Raw genomic sequence first — 16480 nt, forward strand, 5'->3', positions numbered from 1 at the left:
TCGATCCTCCCCCTTTGGGGGAGGGGGACCGCCGGGCGAAGTCCGGTGGTGGAGGGGTGTCCCCGCTGGCGGTTAAACCCCTCCGTCAGTCCTTCAGACTTGCAGGGGAGGATCTCATTTTACTCCTCCACCGGCGCCCAATTGGCCACGGCCTCGCGCATGATCACATGCAACTCCCCGAGCCGCTCGCGCACCTGCGCCGCGCTTCCCGCAAGGCCGAGCACGGTCGGCACCTGCAGCGCGCGCAGCGGCAGCGGCATGGCCAGCGACCAGTAGTCCGATCCGGCGGTGGCACCGTCGGCGAAGCCGGCCAGGCGGATCTGCGCGAGGTCCTGAAGCACGCCGGGAACGTCGCCCGCCGGCACCCGCGCGCGGTCGGCCAGGCGCAGCACTTCGTCGTCGTCGAGCGACGCGAGGTAGGCGCTGCCGATCGCCGAACCGAAGACCGAAACCGACAGCCCGCGTTCGCCACGCTCGCCCGAAGCCACGGTGCAGTCGATCAGCTGCATGAACAGGTCGTTGGGCGTCGAGATCGTCACGGTCATGCCCGTCGCCGCATGGACCGCGTCGATCAGGTCACGCAGGCGGCCGTCGGCGCCGTAGCTGGCCATGATCCAGGCGCTGAACTCGGCGAGCCGCGGCGAGGGCAGATAGGTCTTGGCCCTGGCATCGAAGGCGAGGTGGCCCGAATCGAGCATCGTCTTGAGCAACTGGTTGGTCGTCGAGGGATGGGTGCCCAGCGTGTGCGAGATTTCGACCGCGCGCAGTGGCCGGCGCTCGCGTCCGAACAGTTCGAGCACGTCGAGCGCACGCGTCGCCGAGCGCGACAGGCTGCGTCGGTCGCCGGGCCGCTTGACGCGGACATGGGCCGAAGGGCTGCGAGGACTGCGGGAGGCGATCAAGGTCATCGCCGCCACCCTAGGCCGCCGGGTGAGCGCCGGGCAAGCATCGCGGTGACGGAACCAGTTCCTAAATGAACCTGACGTATTGCAATCATCCGGACCCTCTGCCATCGCTGCCGCCAAGGATGGGGTGACGATGCCGAGCGACGCGGAATTCCAGAGGCTGGCGGACGAACTCGCGGTGCGCCGTGTGCTCGACGAATATTGCCTGCGGCTCGAGGTCAACGACTTCGAGGAATGGCTCGACCTGTTCACCCCGGACACCGTCTACGAGGTCTATCGCCGCGAGTTGAAGGGCCGCGACGCGGTGCGCGACATGCTGTCGAAGGCGCCGCACGGCGTGCACCTGGGCGGACCGATGCGGATCACGCTGAACGGGGACAGCGCCGAGACGATCCAGAACTACCTGTTCATCGCCGCGGAGGACGCTGCCTGGAACATGGGCTGGTACTTCCGCACCGTCGTGCGCACCGCCGATGGCTGGAAGATCGCCCACACCAGGGTGCAGATGCAAAAGATCGGCAGCGGAACACCACCGCTGTTCGCGACGAAATAGGATGAGGATGACAGGATGAAAATCGATTCCAGCCTGGCCGCGGTGGTAACCGGCGGCGCCTCGGGTCTCGGCCTGGCGACGGTGCAGGCCTTGCGCGATGCGGGTGTCCGGGTGGCGATCTTCGATCTCAATCCCGAGGCCGGAGAGAAGGCTGCGGCCGAGACCGGTTCGCTGTTCTGCCAGGCCGACGTGCTCTCCGACGACAGCCTCGATGCCGCCTTCGCCAAGGCACGCGAAGCCCATGGTCAGGAGCGGATCCTCGTCTCCTGCGCCGGCGGCGGCAATGCCAAGACCACGGTGAGTCAGGACCGCGAGACCGGCGCGATGAAGCTGTTTCCCACGGCAGAGTTCGCGCGCGTGGTGAGCCTCAACGCGGTCGGCACTTTCGCGACGATCACGCGCTTCGCCGCGGGTTGCGCTACGCTCGATCCGGTCGACGGCGAACGCGGTGCCATCGTCTGCACGGCTTCGGTCGCGGCGCAGGACGGGCAGATGGGGCAGGCCGCCTATGCCGCGGGCAAGGCGGCGATCGCGGGCATGACCCTGCCGATCGCGCGCGACCTATCGCGCTTCGGCATTCGCGTGAACACGATCCTGCCGGGCATTTTCTCGACCCCGCTGATGAACCAGGCCCCGCAGGCGCTGAAGGATCGGCTCTCGGCGATGACCGCCTATCCCAACCGCTTCGGCGAGCCGCACGAATATGCCAGCCTGGCGCTCGAACTCTGCCGCAACACCTACATGAACGCGCAGGCGATCCGGCTCGACGCCGGCGTGCGCTTCGCGGCCAAGTGAGGAACCCTAGATGATCGAACTGATCCCGCTCGCCACTGCCGTCGTCGACGTCGCGCCACCGCATGGCGTAGGCGGCGGCCGCTCGATCGGCGACATCCGCGCGGTCAGCCTCGAAGGCGAGCGCGTGACCGCGAGCCTCGCCGGCGCCGCGGCGGCCGACTGGATGTCGATCGCCGGCACCGTCGCCGCGATCGACGTGCGCATGACCCTGCGCACCCACGATGACGCGCTGATCTACGTGACCTACGGCGGCCGGCTCGACCTGGCCGACCGCGCCAACGGGCTCCACGCCCGCGTCGCCCCGGTCTTCGAGACGGGCGACGAACGCTACGCCTGGCTCAATGCGGTGCAGGCCGTGGGCAAGGGCAAGCTGATCCCCGGTCCCGACGGCACGCGCATCGAATACGAATTCTACGAAATCCGCTGAGGAAGACAGATCCGATGGCCGTCCCGCCGAACATCCGCGACACCCTGGTCGACATCCGCGCCTACTCGGACGGGCGGATCTACGACGCCTACAAGTGGCTGCGCGCCAACGATCCGCTCGGCACGGTCGAGGCTGAGGGCTACGATCGCTTCCGCGTGGTCACGCGCCATGCCGATGTCATGGAGATCAGCCGCCAGAACGACCTGTTCACCAATGGCCCGCAGTCGATCCTGTTCACCCAGGCCGAGATCGAGCGCAACCTGCAGCAGAGCGGCGGGGTGACGGTCAAGTCGCTGATCCAGATGGATGCACCCGAGCACGGCATCTACCGAGACATGACCGCGCACTGGTTCCGCCCGGCAAACCTCAAGCTGCTCGAGGATCGCGTGCGCGAACTGGCGCGCCGGGCCGTGGATCGCATGGCCGCCTCGGGCGGACGCTGCGACTTCGTCAACGAGATCGCGCTGCACTATCCGCTGCTGGTGATCATGGCGATCCTCGGGCTGCCCGAGGAGGACGAGCCGCTGATGCTCCAGCTCACCCAGGGCCTGTTCGGCGCCGCCGATCCCGACGATCTGGTCGACGGCGTGCCGCCGCCGCAGGAGCGCGACCGCACGGCGCTGTTCACGATGATGGCCTATTTCAACAAGCTGACCGAGGATCGCCGCGCCAATCCCACGGGCGACCTCGCCTCGCTGATCGCCAATGCCAAGGTCGACGGGCAGCCGATCGATCCGCTGACGACGATGGGCTATTACATCATCGTCGCCACGGCCGGCCACGACACGACCTCGTCCTCGACCGGCGGGGCGATGTGGGCGCTGGCGGAGAACCCGGCGGAGCTCGCCAAGCTCAAGGCCGATCCCAAGCTGATCGGGCCGATGATCGAGGAGGCGATCCGCTGGACCTCACCGGTCAAGCACTTCATGCGCACGGCGACGCAGGACACAGAGGTCAACGGACAGGCGATCGCCAAGGGCGACTGGCTGATGCTCTGCTACGCCTCGGCCAACCGCGACGAGGCTATGTTCGCCGATCCCGACGCCTTCCGCATCGATCGCAAGCCCAACCGCCACGTCGCTTTCGGCAATGGCGGGCACCTGTGCCTGGGCCAGGCGCTGGCGCGGATGGAGATGAAGATCCTGTTCGAGGAACTGCTGCCGCGGCTCGAGAGCGTCGAGCTCGACGGCGATCCGAAGATGAGCGCGGCGACCTTCGTCAACGGGCCGATCCGGCTGCCGATCCGCTACGTGATGAACTGACATGCTCAACCGGCTCGACGACTACCCGATCCATCAGACGCCCGAGCCGATCGCCCACGTCGCGACGACCGATCGCAACGCCTACGACCGCTCGTGGTTCAACGGCTTCTCGATCGACGGCGAATGGTATTTCGGGATCGCCATGGGGCTCTATCCGCACCGCGGCGTGCTCGACTGCGCGTTCAGCGTGGTGCGCAAGGGCGGGCTGCAGCATTGCTTCTACGCCTCGCGGCGCGCGCCGAGCGAGCGCACCGAGATGCAGGTCGGCCCGTTCCGCATCGAGCTGCCCGAACCGATGCGCCGCACGCGCGTCGTGCTGGAAGATAACGAGAGCGGTCTTTCCTGCGACCTGACCTTCTCGACCCGCACCGCGGCGATCGAGGAGAGCCGCCAGACCCTGTGGAGCGGCGCCAAGCGGACGATGGACGCGACACGCTTCGACCTGTTCGGCCGCTGGTCGGGCACGATCCGCACGCCCGATGGCGAGATCCAGGTCAGCGAGGACACCTGCCTCGGCGTCAAGGACCGCTCGTGGGGCGCGCGCAAGCTCGGCGAGGCCGAGACCGGCGGCGCGCCGCCCGCGGGCAAGGTCGGCGCCTTCTTCGTCTGGGCGCCGCTGTTCTGGGACGATCACGTCAGCCAGGCGATCATCTACGACGACGTCGAGGGCCGCCCGCTGATCCGCGAGGCGCTGACCGCGCCGCTCTACGATGCCGAGCCCGGTGGCCCGGTCGAAGACGGGCGTCTGACCCGCCTCGCGACGGCGCGGCACCGCATCGCCTATCACCCTGGGACCCGGCTCGCGCGCAGCGCCGAGATCGACCTCGTCGGCCATGACGACACGCTGCGGACGATCCAGTTCGAGCCGATCCTCAAGTTCCAGATGAAGGGCATCGGCTACATGCACCCCGAATGGGGCCACGGCTTCTGGAAAGGCGATCTGGCCACAGGCCACGAGAGCTTCGATCCCGCAGCGCTAGACATGCTGCAAGCGGCGAACTTCCACACCCAGCAGGTCGTGCGCGTCAGCGACGGCAGCCGGCAAGGGATCGGCGTGCTCGAACAGGTCGTCCTCGGACCCTATGCCCCCGCGGGCTTCACCGCGATGACGGACGGCGCCGCATGACCCGCGACGAGCTCGAAACGTTCAACGCCGACTGGCTGCAGGCCTGGACCGAGAAGGATATTCCACGCATCGCCGCGCTCTACGCCGAGGACTGCCTTTACCAGGACAACGCGATGCCCGCGGGCCTGAACGGCCGCGCGGCGCTGCTGGGCTATATCGGCAAGCTGTTCCCCGCGGTGCCCGACTGGACCTATACCCCCGACGAGCTCTGGCCGGTCGACGGCGGCTTCTGCGCGCGCTGGTTCCTCGACATGGGCGGCAAGCGCTTCCGAGGTTTCGAGCTCGTGAAGTTGCGCGGTCGCGAGATCGTTCTCAACGAGGTCTATACCCACGAGATCTGACGGTCAGGGCGTGCGCTCGAACTGCTTGAGCCCCTCGGGCACCAGATGGAAGGGTTGACGGTCGACGAGGTAGATCGCCGCCTGCGGCCCGCCGAAAGCAGACGGATCGTCGAGCCCGCCGACCTTGAGCACGAGCGCCGGGAAATCGGGCAACCGCGTCGCCAGGTGCGTGCCGCAGGTTCCGCAGAACTGGCGCGTGACCGGCTTGGCGATGTCGCTGCGGGTGAAGCTCGCGGGCTCGCCGCGAACGTAGCGAAAGCCCTCGACCGGCATCATCATGAAGTAGTTCGGACCGCCGCCGGTAAGGTATTGGCACTCACGGCAATGGCACTGCGCGCGCAACCGCGGCTCGCCTGCTGCTTCATAGCGGACAGCACCGCAATAGCAGCCGCCGGTCAGCGGTTCGGTGGGCGCGCTCATCGGCCCGGCACCTCGAACGTCTTGACCAAGGTGCGCTTGAGCTGCCGACTGGTGAACAGCCAGCGCTCGCCGCGCTTCTCGTAGGTCTCGTGATAATGACCGAAGCCGTGGACGACCATGACATCGGTCGCGGCATCGAAAATCATGTCTTCCATCGCCCAGATGCCCTTGGCCTTTTCGTCGCTCTCGAAAGTGATCTCGGGCGTATGCGAATGGTGGACCGACTTGCTTTGCGGGCCGAGCAACTGGCGCACGTTGTCGATCATCTCCTGCGCGCTTTCCCAGCGCGGGTAACCCTCGTTGTGCGAGACGTGATCGGGCGCGTGGAGCGAGAGGTAGAGGTCCCAGTCCTTTGTATCGACCGCGCGGTCGCGGCGGGCCTTGAGGAGCTTGATCTCCTCGCGCGCCATCAGTTCCTCGATCTCTGTCATGCGATCTCCCTTGGTTCAGCGCAGCGCGACGGCGCTGCCGGCAGCGAAACCGCCGTCGACAGGCAGATTGACGCCGTTGAGATAGGACGCGCGCGGGCTGTTGAGCATGAGCAGGACCCAGGCCTGCTCCTCTGCCGTCGAGCGTCGGCCGATCTGCGCGGCCACCGCGTCGATCCGCTCGCTCGGTGTAACCTGCTCGATCGCGGCGAGCATCGGCGTCTGTACCGAGCCGGGGCTCGTGCAGTTGAGCCGCACGCCGTTTTTGATCGTGCGTGCCGAAGCGGTCATCGTCCAGACGGCGATGGCCTCCTTCGAAAAGCCGTAGGCATCGGCGCGCGCCAGATCGTGCGTCTCGCACCAGGCGAGCGCAGCGGCGAAGTCCTCGGTCGCGACGAGTTCGCGCAGTTCGGCCAGGTGCTGGGGCCAGCGTGCTCCGCCGACCGATCCGACCGAGACGATCGCGCTGCCCGGCGGCATGCGATCGAACAGCACTTCGGTCAGCATGCGCATGCCGATAAAGTTAACCTTGAGCACGTCGAGCGGCGGCGCCATCGGCGGCAGGCCGGCGCAGCTGAACAGCGCATCGACCGGGCCGATAGACTTGGCCGCCTCGACGATTGCCTCTGAATCGCGCAGGTCGAGCCTGGTGAAGGCGGCAAGCGGAAGATCGCCATCCTGCCAGTCGATCCCGTGCACGAAAGCGCCGGCGTCCAGCAGCAGTCGCGCGGTCGCCTCGCCGATGCCCGATCGGCAGCCGGTTACGACCACCCTTTTGCCGACATAGCCGAGCGAATCCGCAGCGCCGTTCATCAGTTTATGTAGTGATCGCCCGAGGCGCGGATCGTCATGTCGCTGATCGATACGCCCCAGGGCTGATCGACCGCGTGGACGATGGCATCGGCGATATGATCGGGGGCCAGAAAGGCGTGACCGATGCTCTCGGGATCGCTGAGCTCGGGCACCTCCCCGGAGGCGAGCTTGGCGTAGTCTTCGTAGAATCCGGCGATGTGGTGCCCGACGATGCCCGCGCCGGCGGCCGAATTGACCACGGTCTTGGCCAGGCCCGTGGCGATGACGCCGGTGGGTTTGATCACGGTGACCTTGATCTTGCCGCGCGCCTCCTGGCGGAAGGCGTGACTGAAGTAGTCGACCGCCGCCTTGGTCGCGCCGTAGACCGCGGCGCCAGCAGTGGCGCGATTGCCGTATATCGACGAGAGATTGACGATGTGGCCGCGGCCCTGTGCCATCATCTGGTCGTAGACAGCGATCGAGCCGTGCATCACGCCCTTGAAGTTGATGTCGATGCAGCGCTCCCAGGCGGGGAGAGCAGAGGCGTGGTCGGCGATGAAGGCCAGCGGCATGGTGCCGGCATTGTTGATCATGACGTCGATCGCCTCGTAGGCGAGGACCGCCGACTGCACGGCTTCGCGCATGGCCTCGATCGAGGTGACGTCGGCCGCGACCGCCTGGGCCTCTCCGCCGTCCGCACGGATCGCCGCTGCGACGGTCTCGGCCGCCTCGCCGTCGACGTCGACGCAGGTCACCCGCGCGCCGCGTGCGGCAAGCTTCTCGGCGGTCAGCCTGCCGAAGCCCGAACCCGCGCCGGTGACGATGACCGACTTGCCGGCAATGTTGTCAGCCACGGTCAGCCTTCCTTCTTCGGCGCGCTGGCGAAGGCGGGCAGGCTGGTCGTGTCCATGCCGTAGCCGAACAGGCGGAAGTTCTGCTGGTGCCCGAGGTGGTGCAGCGAGAAGGCCTGGTCGATCGCGTTCATCTGTCCCTGGATGTCGAGCGTCTTGTTGACCGCCTCCTTGGCCAGTTTGAGCGCAAAGGCCGGCTTGCTCGCGATCTTCTGCGCCATGGCCAGGGTGAAGTCCTCGAGCTCGGCCAGCGGCACGACGTGGTTGACCATGCCGAGGCGGTGCGCCTCCTCGGCGTTCCAGCTATCGGCGGTGAACAGGAACTCCTTGGCCTTGCGCGCGCCGAGTTCCCAGGGGTGGCCGAGCCATTCGACCGCCGGCATCCCGAAGTTGATGACCGGGTCCGAGAACACCGCATTGTCCGCGGCGATGATGATGTCGCAGACCCAGGCATAGATCAGCGCGCCGGCGGTGCACTTGCCCTGGACCGCGCAGATCGTCGGCTTCGAGACGTTGCGCACGCGCCGCGCGCTTTCGAGATAGCCTTCCTTCTCGGCCGCATACCAGCCATGCGCGCCGGGCTCGTTGAACCCGCTCCAGGTCGAGACGCCGGGCGAGGCGTCCTGCATAGCCTGCTGGTATTGCTCGACCGTGTCGGCGATGTCGTGCCCGGCCGAGAAGTTGCGGCCGTCGGCGGCCAGCACGATGACCTTGACGCTATCGTCCTTCAGCGCACGGTCGAAAGCGTCGTTGATCGCGAAGATCAGCGCCGGGTTGATCGCATTGTGCTTGTCCGCGCGGGCCAGGACGATGCGCGCGACGCCCGGTGCCGGGTCTTCATAGCGGATCAGGTTTTCGGTCATCTCGGACTTTCGGTTCAGGCGGTGAGGGAAGGGCGCTTGGCAGTCTTCCAGTCCTCGTGATGACTGGCGGCCTGTTCCGCGGCGCGATCCCAGAAGGCCTCGCCCTTCGCCAGGTTGACGAAGTTGAAAGCGTTGGCGTGCCGGAATTCGAGAATCTCGACACCCTCCGGACCGGGCTTGTAGGTGTAGGGAACGCCTGCGGGGATGAAGAAGCTGTCGCGCGGGCCGAGGTCCTCGGTGCCCATCTTCAGCGTGCCGGCGATCACGTAGTAGAGGCAGTCGCAGTCGTGGCTGTGCAGCGGCAGGGCATAGCCCGGCTTGAACCAGACGTGGGTCAGGCCGAAGCCCGGAACCTGGCTGAGCACCCTGATTTCGTCGCCCTCGAGATAGCCCGCGGCGATCGCCTTATCCATGCCCGCGCGCTGGGCCGGGCTGAAGGGCTCGACCGTCATGCACTTGGCTTCCATCAGTCCCGGCGCATCCTTCGCGCGGAAGATCTGGAACTTGCTGTTGTCGTGCTGTTCTTCGGCCATTTCAGTATCCTTTGCCTTTGCCGATATTGGCGACGTGGCTGACCATCAGGTCCTTGTATTCCGGGCTCAGCATCAATGCGGAGTTGGCGAGCCGCTCGACCGAGGCGGCCTGGTGCACGCCGAGATCGTGGGCGAGTTCGATCGCCACCTTCGCCGTGCCGACCAGTTCGGCGTTCTGCTGCGCCAGATGGCGGCAGAAGCCCATGACGTCGCTCTCGAAGCTCGCGTCGGGGTAGATCTTGTGGACCAGCCCGGCGATCCGCGCTTCCTGCGCATCGATCGGCACGTTGGCCATGATCATCAGCCGCGCCCAGTGCGGCCCCACCAGGCGGACGAGCCGGCTCACGCCGTTGGTCGCGGGCAGCACGCCGAACTTGGCCTCGGGGAAGGCATAGCTCGCACTTTCGGCGGCAAGGCGGAAATCGCACGACAGGCTCATCTCGAGGCTGCCGCCGACGCAGCGCGCGTGATGCGCGACGACGAAGGGCTTCTCGATGTGCTCCATCTCGTCCCAGACGCGGCGCATGCGGTTCTCGCCGCGGCGGTGCTGCTCGCGCACCTGCGAGCCCTTGGTCGGGAACTCGCGCTGCGGACCGTTGGCCTTGAGATCGGCGCCGGCCGAGAAATAGCGGCCGTGCGACTTGATCAGCATCACGCGCAGCTCGGGCGTGTCGCGGTAACGCTCGACCGCCGCTTCGAGCGTTTCCATCAGCTCGAAGCTCATCGCGTTGAGCTTGTCGGGCCGGTTGAACGTCGCGACGAGGATGTTCTCCTCGACCACGTCGACCAGCAGGTGCGGTTCTTCGGTCATCTCTCTTCGGCTCCCATGGCTTGTTGTGGGGCGATTGTGGGACGGGCACGACGGCGCGCGCAAGTCCCCATCGGCCGGCCTCAGAAGCCTATGTCGAGGATCGGTGCGTTGTAGCCGCTGTTGACCGCGTTCTGCCCCTTGCGCAGCGTCTCATCGTCGAGCCCGGCGAGATAGCCGTCGACGAGCCGCTGGTAGTTGCTGATCATGCCCTCCTGCTCGTGCGAGAGCCGCATGTGGGTGAAGCCGCCGGCGTGGAGCCCGCGCTGTTGGCGCGGCAGGTTCGAATAGTCCTGCATCGGAATCTCGGGGAAAGCTTCCGAATCGTAAGGCAGCATCGTCGGCGCCCTAGGCGTGTCGAACTCCTCGTCTTCGGGGCGCAAGACCAGCGACCAGATCTCGAACAGGCAGGTCTCGGCCGTGAGCGGACGGATGCGATACGAACTCATCGCCGCGAAGCTCGGCAGCAGGAAGAAGTGCGGGAACATGAATTCCACGTCGTGGAATGGTTTCTCCTGGTTGACCTTGGGAATGTCGAACATCGGCGCGCCGCGGGCGAGGCCATCGGCGGTAATGTCGGCCTGGGCCTTGGCGAAGAAGGCGCCGAGCGCGTGCATCGGATCCTCGGGCACCTCCATGTCGCGCAGGCGTTCGAGCACGGCGACCTCGGTCTCGTGGACCATGCCGGCCATGCCGGTGGAGAGCCGCGCGTAGAAGTCGATCATGTTGTTGACCATCATCCGCGAATCCATGTTCCGCGTCGGAATGGCCTCGCCGCCGTCGGTGCCGTAGGAGCTCATCGGCATCAGATCGTGGAGCTGCGGATGCGTGCGCATCACATGATAGCCTTCCATGAAGGCCTCCATTGCGAGCTTCCAGTTGGTCGGCAGCACCGTGCCATACCACCAGTCCATCTTCAGCCGGTCGACGTGCCGCGCATCGAGGATGTCGACCACGGGACCGAGCGATTCGATCAGACCTGGAGCGTCGTCGTCGAAGTTGATGAAGGCGCAGCCCGCCCAGAACTCGCAGCGGACCTGCGGCAGGTCGATCTGCGCATGGTCGAGCAGGGCCTCGTCGAAAATGGCCTTGCCGAAGACGAAGGTGTTCTTGCCCTCGGCGCTCCAGCGCCAGCCATGGAACGGGCAGATGAAGCCGGTCTTGCCGCAGTTGCCCGGACCTTCGACGAGCTGCACGCCGCGGTGGCGGCAGGCGTTGTGGAACGCCTTCACCCCGTCCTTGGTCCGCACGACGATCACCGAGCGGTCGAGGATCGTGTACTCTGTGTAGTCACCGATGTGCGGGATCTCCTCGAGCCGGCAGGCCATCTGCCAGACCCGCGGCCAGAGCTTTTCGTTCTCGAGCTTGAAGAAGGCTTCGTCGTAATAACGCTGGGCGGGGATGAGCTTGGGCTCGGTCACCTGGAAGGGTACCTGTTCGAGCGCGGCCTGGACGTCCTGGGTCATGTCTTCTCTCTCCTGCCGACGTCTCCGAGTCGCCTCCGATCGTCGGTCTTCGCGCCGATGCTAATTAATGCATCGCGGCTTGTGAATTCTTTCTCGCGTCACGGCCTCATGGCACCGTACCGGCGATATGGTCAGCGCCAGCGATCGAAGAAGACGCTGACCTCTTCGGTGAAGAGTTCGGGCTCCTGCCAGGCGGCGAAGTGCCCGCCTTTGGACATCTCCTGCCAGGACACGATGTTGAAGCGCTTTTCGGCGGCTGCGCGGGGTGGCGGGACGGTCTCGCGCGGGAAATGAGCGAAGCCCATCGGCAGGGCGATCGGGCCGCCATCGGTCGGGCGCGCAGTCGTCATCGAGTTATAGAGCCACATCGACGCCTGGACGTTGTCGCTCACCAGATAGGTCATCACGCTGGTGATGAGCTGATCCTTGCTGAACGCACTCTCGATGTCACCGTCGTTGTCCGACCAGGCGCGGTATTTCTCGAGCACCCACGAGGCAAAACCCACCGGCGTATCGGCGAGTGCGAGGCCGATCGTCTGCGGGCGCGTGGTCATCTGCTTCGAATAGGCACCGACGTCGTTCATCCGCCGCCGTGCGGCCTTGAACCATTCGGCTTCCTCGGCCGACATCTCGCCGCTGGGCCGATGCGCCAGATAATTGAGATGGATGGCCGCGACGACGTCGCCGTGATCTTGGGCGAGCGCGGTGGTGACCGAGGCGCCCCAATCGCCGCCCTGCGCGCCGAAGCGCGGATAGCCGAGCACCTCGACCATCAAGGTCCGCCACATGCGCGCAATGTCGCGCGCGCCGATCGGGCGGAGCGGACGGCCCGAGAAGCCGTAGCCCGGCAACGAAGGCACGACCACGTCGTAGCCGCGCGCCGCGAGCAGCGGCAGGACCTCGAGGAATTCGAGCACCGAGCCCGGCCAGCCATGGCTGAGGATCAGCGGATATCCGCGCTCGCCGGTGGTCGCAGGCAGGTGGTAGAAGTGGATCGCGATGCCTTCGATCTCGACGGTATACTGCGGCAACGCATTGAACGCCGCCTGCGCCGACGACCAGTCGTAACGGTCGCGCCAGTGATCGCGAAACTCCGCCAGATAGCGCGCGTCGGTGCCGTACTTCCAGTCTGCGTCGTCATCGGGCGCATAGCCGATCACGGCATCTGCGACTCGCCCGGCGATCCAATCGAGCCGGGCTCGTGGCACCTCCAGGCAAAACGGTCTTTTCACGATGCGGTCTTCCGGTCAGAGTGGGCGAGTCCGGTCGCGGTCTATCAGCGCCTCGATACAATGCAAACATCGCGTTGCATTTTTCCGAGGTCATGCCAGGCTCCGACAAGAGAACACAAAAGGAGAGCACGATGCCGGCAAGCGAGCTGCGACACCCGGGCGCGTGGCGCACGGTCTGGATCCTGGCGCTGGTCTGGGCGATGGCCATGCTCGACCGGCTGATCCTGCTACTGCTGGTCCCCGGCATAAAGGCGTCGATGGCGCTCAGCGACACCGAGGTCTCGCTGCTCTACGGCCTGGCCTTCGCGATCTGCTTCTCGGTTGTCGGCATTCCGCTCGGCCATCTGGTAGACCGCTGGAACCGGCGCAACCTGCTGCTCGCGGGTATGCTGGGCTGGAGCGCGGCAACTCTGGCCTGCGCGCTGTCGCATGACTTCTGGACCTTCTTCGCGGCGCGCATGGTACTCGGCGCATTCCAGGCCGTGCTCGCGCCCGCCGCAATCTCGATCGTCGCAGACCTGTTCCCAACCGAACAGCGCGGCAAGCCGACCGCGCTGCTGCTTGCGGCCTCGATGTTCGGCGGGGCACTGGCCAATTTCGTCGGCGGCGCCTTGCTCGACCATTTCGCTGACCATCAGCCCGTCCTGCCGCTGGTCGGACGGCTCGCGGCCTGGCAACTCGCGCTGTTCGGCGCGGGCCTCTTCAGCCTGATCGCCACGCCCTTGCTCCTGCTCGTCCACGAGCCGCCGCGCGAAAGCGCGACCATCGGCATCGGCGAAAGCTTCGGCATGATCGCCCATGTCCGTCGGCACGGGGCCATGTTCCTGCTGCTCTTCGCCGCCTTCGTGGTCATCGCCGTCGCGGGCAACGGCGTCGGCAACTGGTGGCCGGCGGTGTTCATGCGCCAGAGCGGACTGACCCCGACCGAGACCGGCGTGGTGCTCGGTTCGGTCTCGCTGATCGGCGGCATCGGCGCGGCGGTTATCGGCGGTGCGCTCAGCGACTGGGCCGCGCGGCGTGATCCGAGGACCGGGCGCCTCAAGCTCACGGCCGTGGCGCTCGTCGGACAGATGATCGTCCTGCTACCGCTACTGCAGCCCCAGTTCGTGCCGGGTATCGTAATCGCGCTCTCGATCTCGGTCGTGCTCTCGGGCGTGGTCGGTGCAGCCTGCTACTCGCTGCTGCCCGATCTGGTGCCGCCGCAGGGCAGGGGCCTGCTGATCGCCATGTACCAGTTCGTCGGCAACCTGATCGGCTTCGGCCTGGGGCCGACGGCCGTCGCGCTGGTGACCAACGAGGTGCTGCGCGCCGAAACGCGCGTGGCCGAGGCGATGATGCTGTTCGGCCTGCCGATCTATGCATTGGCGGGCGTGTTCGTGCTCCTCGCCGCACCGGCGGTTCGCCGGATGCGCGCGGCGGCGACCTAGTCGCTGGAGGCGATCACGCGCCCCGCCGCCTGTACCATGCCCGCCTTGGTAAGGGCATCGGACATCGGCATGTCGTCCGATCCCGAGGCGGCGCGGATCGAATCGATTACGCTTTCGGGGTTCTCGCCTTCGAGCTCGTAGAGCGTCAGCAGGGTCCATTGCGGCGCGGCGTCGAGTTCGTAGACGCGCTGGAAATCGAGGCTGACGAGTTTGCCACCGACAACGCCGGGCATGCGCAACACGTCGGCGAAATGGCGATCGCGATACCAGGCGACGAATTCGTCCTCGCGTCCTTCGAGCGCGCGAGACAGGACGGCATAGGTAAAGCGTGGCATCGATTCGATCCTCTCCTTGCCCCGGCATGCAAGCCGTGCTGTGATAATGCAACAGGAGAGATTCAATGACTGAAGCGGATGGCAAGCGCTGGAGAGAGCGCCCCGAGGGTTCGAACTGGGGTGATTTCGGCCCCGACGACCAGATCGGCCGGCTCAACCTCGTCACCCCCGAGCGCCGCCGTGCCGCCGCCGCCGAAGTGCGCGAGGGGCTGGCCTTCTGCCTGTCCTTGCCGCTCGATTGCCCGCGCGTGCAAATCAACCCGCGCCGCTTCCCGCCAGAGATGTCCTTCTCGATGCGCGGCGACGACCCGGCGATGAACTATCCCTATGGCCGCATGTTTCCCGGCCAGAAGGACGTGGTCTGCGACGACCGCGCGCTGCTGAGCCTGCAATATTCGACGCAGTGGGATTCGCTCTGCCACATGGGCTTCCTTTACGACGGCGATGGCACGGGCGAAGCGGAAGCGACCTACTACAACGGCTATCGCGCGCACGATCACGTCCACGGGCCGTTCGACTACCTGCACGACCGCGAACCCAAGGACGGCCCCTATGGCGCCGCCCGCCTCGGAATCGAGACATTGGCCGAGACCGGACTGCAGGCGCGCGGGGTGATGATCGATCTGTTCGCGCATGTCGGGCTGGAGGCCGAGCGGATCGGCTACGATCGGCTCATGCGGATACTCGAGGCGGACAAGGTCGAGGTCGAGGAGGGCGACGTGCTCTGCTTCCGCACCGGCTTCGACCGGGCGCTGCTGGCGCAGTACGAAGACGTCTCGGTGGAGGTCGATCCGCACCGCTGCTCGGGGCTCGATGGTTTCGACGATCGCCTGTTGCAGTGGATCACCGACAGCGGCGCAGTCGCGCTCGTCTCGGACAACGAGGCGGTCGAATGCATGCCCGATTTCAAGCGCGAGACGCCGCACGGATCGCGCGTACCTTTGCACAACCACTGCCTGTTCAAGCTCGGAATCCCGCTCGGCGAAATGTTCCTGCTCAGCGACCTCGCGGACTGGCTGCGCGCCAACGGCCGCTCACGCTTCCTGTTCACCGCGCCGCCGCTGCGCCTCCCCGGCGCGGTGGGATCACCGGTGACCGGGGTGGGCACGGTATGACCGACCCGGCCGCGCTGCGCGAGGCCTGGGGCCGCGACGGGGTAGCCTGCCTGCGCGGGCTGCTCTCACCCGAGCAGATTGCCGACGCGACGGCAGCCTACGAATGGACGCGCGACAACCGCGGGCCGGGTTTCACGACGATGGGCGGCGACGAGCGATCGTGGCAGGACTTGTCGAATCCGGCGAGCTATGCCGCCTATGACGGCATGCTCCGGCGCTCGCCGATCGCGCCGTTGCTCGCCAGGCTCTGGGGTGGGTCGGTCTGGTACATGTACGAACAGATCTTCCACAAGGAAGCGACCGACAACTTCACGCCCTGGCACCAGGATACGCCCTATATGCCCGTCGCCGGCGCGCATCATGCGGTCTGCTGGATCAGCCTCGATCCGGTCAGCCGCGAAGCGACGCTCGAATACTGCCTGGGGAGCCACAAGGGGCCGGTCTACAACGGCACCTCGTTCAAGCCCGGCGATCCGACCGATCCGTTCTACAAGGCCGGCGACCTGCCGCGGCTGCCCGACATCGAGGCCGATCGCAGCCGGTGGCCTATCCAGGGCTGGGCGACCGAGCCCGGCGACGTCGTGCTGTTCCACCCGAGCGTACTCCATGGCGGCGGCGCACCGGGACCGCAGGGACGGCGGCGGACCTTGACTCTGCGCTTCTTCGGCGAGGACGCGACCTATCAGGCCCGCCCGGGCCGCACGGCCGCGCCGAACGTTCCGGGGCTTCACGACAATCTGCGTGACGGCGATCCCTTCCGCCATCCGGTCTTCCCAAAGCTCGCCTGACTTGCACATCTCG

General features: G+C 66.5%; 20 protein-coding genes. 9 read left to right on the top strand and 11 right to left on the bottom strand.

The window, feature by feature from the left end; genetic code table 11:
- Positions 1-119 precede the first annotated feature (119 nt).
- Positions 120-908, bottom strand: coding sequence for an IclR family transcriptional regulator (locus WG901_RS04215; RefSeq protein WP_339585754.1), 789 nt, complete (start codon positions 906-908; stop codon positions 120-122).
- Between the two features lie 130 nt (positions 909-1038).
- Here WG901_RS04215 and WG901_RS04220 point away from each other — a divergent pair, with 130 nt between their 5' ends.
- The 6 genes from WG901_RS04220 to WG901_RS04245 are packed head-to-tail and all read left to right on the top strand — an operon-like array spanning position 1039 to position 5409.
- Positions 1039-1458 carry a nuclear transport factor 2 family protein gene (locus WG901_RS04220; protein ID WP_339585755.1) on the top strand — a complete coding sequence of 140 codons (420 nt, stop codon included), beginning with the start codon at positions 1039-1041 and terminating at the stop codon, positions 1456-1458.
- A 15-nt stretch (positions 1459-1473) separates the two neighbouring features.
- Positions 1474-2253: an SDR family NAD(P)-dependent oxidoreductase gene (locus tag WG901_RS04225; protein ID WP_339585756.1), complete on the top strand. Its 780-nt coding sequence runs from the start codon at positions 1474-1476 to the stop codon at positions 2251-2253.
- A 10-nt stretch (positions 2254-2263) separates the two neighbouring features.
- Positions 2264-2680: a DUF3237 domain-containing protein gene (locus WG901_RS04230; protein WP_339585757.1), complete on the top strand. Its 417-nt coding sequence runs from the start codon at positions 2264-2266 to the stop codon at positions 2678-2680.
- Between the two features lie 14 nt (positions 2681-2694).
- Positions 2695-3942, top strand: a complete 1248-nt coding sequence (locus WG901_RS04235) for a cytochrome P450 (protein WP_339585758.1) — start codon at positions 2695-2697, stop codon at positions 3940-3942.
- Position 3943: 1 nt separating this feature from the next.
- Positions 3944-5068 carry an Rv3169 family protein gene (locus WG901_RS04240; protein WP_339585759.1) on the top strand — a complete coding sequence of 375 codons (1125 nt, stop codon included), beginning with the start codon at positions 3944-3946 and terminating at the stop codon, positions 5066-5068.
- The gene (locus WG901_RS04245) at positions 5065-5409 is read left to right on the top strand and encodes a nuclear transport factor 2 family protein (RefSeq protein ID WP_339585760.1); all 345 of its coding nucleotides are present in this window, start codon (positions 5065-5067) and stop codon (positions 5407-5409) included. The genes WG901_RS04240 and WG901_RS04245 overlap by 4 nt, the downstream gene beginning before the upstream one ends.
- A 3-nt stretch (positions 5410-5412) precedes the next feature.
- Here the strand turns inward: WG901_RS04245 and WG901_RS04250 are convergent, their stop codons facing one another.
- The 9 genes from WG901_RS04250 to WG901_RS04290 all read right to left on the bottom strand — a co-directional run bounded on the left by WG901_RS04250 (position 5413) and on the right by WG901_RS04290 (position 12802).
- Positions 5413-5829: a GFA family protein gene (locus WG901_RS04250; protein ID WP_339585761.1), complete on the bottom strand. Its 417-nt coding sequence runs from the start codon at positions 5827-5829 to the stop codon at positions 5413-5415.
- Entirely contained in the window at positions 5826-6260 is a 435-nt protein-coding gene (locus WG901_RS04255) for a nuclear transport factor 2 family protein (RefSeq protein WP_339585762.1), read from the bottom strand. Before WG901_RS04255 ends, WG901_RS04250 begins: the two co-directional genes overlap by 4 nt.
- Positions 6261-6275: 15 nt before the next feature.
- Complete coding sequence (locus tag WG901_RS04260) at positions 6276-7070, bottom strand: coniferyl-alcohol dehydrogenase (protein ID WP_339585763.1); 795 nt, start codon at positions 7068-7070, stop codon at positions 6276-6278.
- Complete coding sequence (locus tag WG901_RS04265) at positions 7070-7903, bottom strand: SDR family oxidoreductase (RefSeq protein WP_339585764.1); 834 nt, start codon at positions 7901-7903, stop codon at positions 7070-7072. The genes WG901_RS04260 and WG901_RS04265 overlap by 1 nt, the downstream gene beginning before the upstream one ends.
- Positions 7904-7905: 2 nt before the next feature.
- Entirely contained in the window at positions 7906-8763 is an 858-nt protein-coding gene (locus WG901_RS04270; protein ID WP_339585765.1) for an enoyl-CoA hydratase, read from the bottom strand.
- A 14-nt stretch (positions 8764-8777) separates the two neighbouring features.
- Entirely contained in the window at positions 8778-9296 is a 519-nt protein-coding gene (locus tag WG901_RS04275; protein WP_339585766.1) for a cupin domain-containing protein, read from the bottom strand.
- Position 9297: 1 nt separating this feature from the next.
- The gene (locus WG901_RS04280) at positions 9298-10107 is read right to left on the bottom strand and encodes an enoyl-CoA hydratase/isomerase family protein (RefSeq protein WP_339585767.1); all 810 of its coding nucleotides are present in this window, start codon (positions 10105-10107) and stop codon (positions 9298-9300) included.
- A gap of 80 nt (positions 10108-10187) precedes the next feature.
- The gene (locus WG901_RS04285; RefSeq protein ID WP_339585768.1) at positions 10188-11570 is read right to left on the bottom strand and encodes an aromatic ring-hydroxylating oxygenase subunit alpha; all 1383 of its coding nucleotides are present in this window, start codon (positions 11568-11570) and stop codon (positions 10188-10190) included.
- A 131-nt stretch (positions 11571-11701) separates the two neighbouring features.
- Entirely contained in the window at positions 11702-12802 is a 1101-nt protein-coding gene (locus tag WG901_RS04290; RefSeq protein WP_339585769.1) for an epoxide hydrolase family protein, read from the bottom strand.
- A gap of 131 nt (positions 12803-12933) precedes the next feature.
- Between WG901_RS04290 and WG901_RS04295 the strand changes: the two genes are divergently transcribed.
- Complete coding sequence (locus tag WG901_RS04295) at positions 12934-14229, top strand: MFS transporter (RefSeq protein ID WP_339585770.1); 1296 nt, start codon at positions 12934-12936, stop codon at positions 14227-14229.
- On the opposite strand, the gene WG901_RS04300 is transcribed toward WG901_RS04295, so the two are convergent.
- Positions 14226-14564 carry a hypothetical protein gene (locus WG901_RS04300; RefSeq protein WP_339585771.1) on the bottom strand — a complete coding sequence of 113 codons (339 nt, stop codon included), beginning with the start codon at positions 14562-14564 and terminating at the stop codon, positions 14226-14228. The two genes, WG901_RS04295 and WG901_RS04300, sit on opposite strands and share 4 nt — an antisense overlap.
- Positions 14565-14629: 65 nt before the next feature.
- On the opposite strand from WG901_RS04300, the gene WG901_RS04305 reads away from it, so the two are divergent.
- Together WG901_RS04305 and WG901_RS04310 are read left to right on the top strand one after the other, a co-directional pair.
- Positions 14630-15679: a cyclase family protein gene (locus WG901_RS04305; RefSeq protein WP_339585772.1), complete on the top strand. Its 1050-nt coding sequence runs from the start codon at positions 14630-14632 to the stop codon at positions 15677-15679.
- Positions 15676-16467 (top strand): phytanoyl-CoA dioxygenase family protein, encoded by a 792-nt coding sequence (locus WG901_RS04310; RefSeq protein ID WP_339585773.1) that lies wholly within the window; start codon positions 15676-15678, stop codon positions 16465-16467. The genes WG901_RS04305 and WG901_RS04310 overlap by 4 nt, the downstream gene beginning before the upstream one ends.
- The last annotated feature ends 13 nt before the right edge of the window (positions 16468-16480 follow it).

The sequence above is a fragment of the Novosphingobium anseongense genome (assembly GCF_037482895.1).
GTDB lineage: Bacteria > Pseudomonadota > Alphaproteobacteria > Sphingomonadales > Sphingomonadaceae > Novosphingobium > Novosphingobium anseongense.